This window comes from uncultured Negativibacillus sp., from assembly GCF_944388365.1.
In the GTDB taxonomy this organism is placed as follows: Bacteria; Bacillota; Clostridia; order Oscillospirales; family Ruminococcaceae; genus Negativibacillus.
The window spans coordinates 1-3588 of the sequence record NZ_CALXIN010000149.1 but is presented as its reverse complement, the minus strand read 5'-3'; the positions used below and the strand labels follow the sequence as shown (position 1 = coordinate 3588).

At 47.8% G+C, this 3588-nt stretch carries 4 protein-coding genes; 2 read left to right on the top strand and 2 right to left on the bottom strand.

Annotated features, from left to right (window positions below):
• The coding region (locus Q0L39_RS11320; RefSeq protein WP_296629272.1) for a hypothetical protein at window positions 1-312 on the bottom strand (312 nt) is incomplete at its 3' end.
• 211 nt (window positions 313-523) lie between these two features.
• Here Q0L39_RS11320 and Q0L39_RS11315 point away from each other — a divergent pair.
• Together Q0L39_RS11315 and Q0L39_RS11310 are read left to right on the top strand one after the other, a co-directional pair.
• A complete protein-coding gene (locus Q0L39_RS11315) occupies window positions 524-1195 on the top strand; it encodes a hypothetical protein (RefSeq protein ID WP_296629270.1) in 672 nt (223 codons plus the stop codon).
• A 501-nt stretch (window positions 1196-1696) separates the two neighbouring features.
• Window positions 1697-2155, top strand: coding sequence for a hypothetical protein (locus Q0L39_RS11310; protein WP_296629269.1), 459 nt, complete (start codon window positions 1697-1699; stop codon window positions 2153-2155).
• Window positions 2156-2249: 94 nt separating this feature from the next.
• Here the strand turns inward: Q0L39_RS11310 and spoIVB are convergent, their stop codons facing one another.
• Window positions 2250-3458: a SpoIVB peptidase gene (gene spoIVB, locus Q0L39_RS11305; RefSeq protein WP_296629266.1), complete on the bottom strand. Its 1209-nt coding sequence runs from the start codon at window positions 3456-3458 to the stop codon at window positions 2250-2252.
• Window positions 3459-3588 lie beyond the last annotated feature (130 nt).

Here is a 3588-nt window from a genome sequence, read left to right as displayed (position 1 = left end):
ATAGTGCATCTCATTCTGCACATTCCGCAGAGCAATGTGATAATCGTCATATTCCTCGCCAACCCGCATCATGTCAATTTCCTCTCCACCCCAATATTCAGGCGTGCGGTAAGGCTCGCCCAACGGACCGGAGAGCAGTTCGTACACTTCCCGCAGCATGACAAATTTGTCCTCAATCGGTTCAACCTCGGTTGAGGTGTCGGTGATGTCACTTTCTCCTTCGCTGTCACTGCCGCAGCCCGCAGACAAAAGCAGCGCCAGCACCAAAAAGAGGCAGAGGGATTTTCTAAAAAGATGAGACTTTCGTAGCATGTCAAGACCTCCTTTCGAGAGAAAGATACTAGTCTAATTTTAGTACCATTCCAAATGTAATAAAAATCAGCTTCTCAAAATGGGATGTAGGTTAATTTTTAAAGATTAAAACACTCTTTATACAGTGTAAGGACAAAACAGAACAATTACAGCCGCGGAGTAAGAAACTTTTTGCTACTTACAGAATTTTAAAACAAAAGAAGGTATTTTTATGACTTTTAAAAACAACGCTACTTATCGTTTTATCTGTAGAGCTGATACTGGACGCTCTCTCAATGTTTATGCCAGCGCCGGTACTGCACCTAGTCTCTCTAATGTTTGTCTTTGGACTTCCAGTTCTAGCGATATGGGCCAGCAGTGGATTTACAAAGAAAGTGGAAGCAATAAATATTTCGTTTGCAAAGCAAATCCAAGTGTTGCTCTTGATATGTATACTGGCAGCACCTCTGGTCAGAACAATGTAAATGCACATGTTTATGCACCATCCTCTACTTCTTACCTTGCTTTCGAAGACACAGATTCCGGCTACATCAAAATTAAACTGGCTCGTTATTCCAATAAATATCTTACTGCAAATCAGGGTAACAATGGTACTAGCAATGGCAGAACTACACATGACCCAGGTAATGTTTACTGGTATGCTGGTGGCTTGACCGACCATAGTCAGGAATGGAAACCAGTTCTTGTTGACGATGGTGATTCTTCTAGCGGTGGCTCTGGTAACGGTAATCTTATTGTTGGTCAGAGACCATCCACTCTCAATTACAATTTTCTCGGAATCGGTGACAGAATCGCCCTGCTGGGTGCTTTCCTCCCGAGCTTCGCCGGAAGCAGCCTCTGTTTGCGCCTGCTGCTGCGAATTTTCTTTCTCCAAAGTGTCTAAGGTCGTGCAGGCAGAAAGCCCGAGCAGGCACGCAAGAGCACAAACCATTGCCATCGCTTTTTTCCACGTCATAACGATCCCTCCGTTCTCAGTTGACTATCTTGTTCTAATATTAGTATACTCCCAGAACTGACAAGCGTCAATCAGAGAGATATCCAACATCTCCCCGTCAAAATAGGCGAAAATAGCCTTTCCGAAGTAGGCAATAGGGAGATTTTTGGAATAGAGAAAAGCAATTTACAGTTTAGAATGGAATTTCTGAAAGGTTTGTGTTATGATTTACTCAAGTAAAAAACGGCAAATCAACAGGAAAGGAGGGTATGGTATGATGGATTTGATTGTGGATGCTCTGGCAACCATTGGCGACCTGCTCGTTGATTTCTGGATAAACCAGGTGGTGGCAAAGTTCAAAAGGAAGTCATGAAGTAGTTACGCAGTAGCTCTCCTGCAAAGATACAACGAGAACCTGTATTAAAGATTGTTCAAATGGGAGGTTAACCTATGAGTTTGGAGCAGGATGCAGTAAAATCCACTCCGGAGTGGATTGCACTCAATCGTATTTGGAAAAGCTGTTCCCTTGAACAGAAAATGGAAATCAAGACCGATTTTGAAGTCTTAGCTAAGTATATCAGAGCCAACTATGATCAAAAAATGTCAAAACCCAAACGGCATGAGAGTGGGTCTGACGTCAGAGATGAGTATGCGTATTTAAATGATGTTTCCCCCGAGGCAAAACAATTTGTGAAAGATATGGTCCAGCAAGGGGAAAAGAATATCTATCACAGCATCATGGCGGTGTTGCAGAACAGACCGCAGATGAATCTTGAAGATTTTACGGATTACTATTTCGATAGGAACAAACTTAAAAGACCGTATCTAATGGAAAATCAAGCGCTGGTAACAGAATTGATTACCTATTGCTGGAAAAAGTTCCATGATAATACAAAGGTAGGAGAATAGAATCTGTGCTTGAACTAAAAGAAAGATTTCCCGAAAAAGTATGAAGAAAATAATTACAAAGACCTCCTTCCGAAAGGAAGGAGGTCTTTGTCTATTATGCTGCCTTTTGACCCGTCTGTGCAGCGATGGTCAGCAGCGTGCCGTCCATGTTCTCGGCAAAGATGCCGTAGCCGCGGGTCGGATCGTTGACAAAAACATGGGTCACCGCTCCGACCAGCATCCCGTTCTGGATGATCGGGCTGCCGCTCATGCCCTGTACGATGCCGCCGGTGGTTTCCAGCAGCACAGGGTCGGTAATGCGGATGACCATGTTCTTGGTCGGTTCGTCCTGCGACAGCGTCACTTTCTCGATGCAGGCGTCAAACAGCTGCGGCTTTTCGCCGTCGATGGTGGTCAGAATCTTCACCGGTCCTTCGGTAATTTCCTGGCTCTGCGCCATCGGAATGGTCTGCGAATAGGTCGGCTGGGTGGAGTAAACACCGTAAACGCCGTTATAACTGTTGGCGCAAAGGGTTCCCAGCGCCTGATCGCCTGCAAAGGCGCCTTGCAGCTGCCCTGGATTGCCCGCAGTGCCCGCTTTGACGCCGATGATCGACGCCTCCACGATTTCACCCTGGGACAACGGCATCAGCTGACCGGTGTCCACGTCACAGATGGCGTGGCCCAGACCGGCAAAACAGCCGTTTGCCGGATCGTAATAGGTCATCGTGCCGATACCCGCCGAGCTGTCCCGCACCCATAATCCCAGGTGATAGCTGTTGTCCAGCGGCGACTTGACCGGTTCAATGGTGATCTCGGTCAGCTGATCGCCGCGGCGCACCGTCATCGAAACAGGATTGCCGCTGCATGCGCTGACAATCTCGGTCAGCTGCCGTTTGGAGGAGATTTTTTCTCCGTCCAGCGACAGGATCACGTCGCCTTCCTGCACGCCTGCTTCCTTGGCAGGCTGCACCGACTGGCTGTTCTGGTCGGTGACAGCGCCGGTGCCGACCACCATGACGCCGTCGGTGACCATCTTGATACCAAACGGAGTTCCGCAAAGGGCGACGACCCGACGGTCCACCACCTGCACGCTGACGTCCTTGATGTCAATAATGCCCAGCAGACTCAGCTGCATCTGAAAGGTATTGCCCGCCGCCGAATAGACCGACAGCGGATAATTTTTTCCACTGCCGCCGCACTGAATCAGCTGGCTGTCGCCGATGGAAAATTGTTCTCCCTTTGCCAGATAGTAACGGTCGGGAAGTACCGACGCAAAGTATGCGGCGGTACACATCCCGCATAATACAAAAAGAGAAAACAAGGCGGCTGCCACCCGATAGCAGCGGTAAAAAAGGGGTCTTAAGTTTACATACGTCTGTTTCAACCTGATTCCTCACAGTTCCTGATGATTTTCGTCCGGCCGTTGTGAATCGGCCTGAGAAAACATTTTG

Excerpts from the sequence above, each read along its gene's own strand:
- Q0L39_RS11315 (WP_296629270.1), top strand. The coding sequence starts at position 524 with ATGACTTTTAAAAACAACGCTACTTATCGTTTTATCTGTAGAGCTGAT.
- Q0L39_RS11310 (WP_296629269.1), top strand. The coding sequence starts at position 1,697 with ATGAGTTTGGAGCAGGATGCAGTAAAATCCACTCCGGAGTGGATTGCA.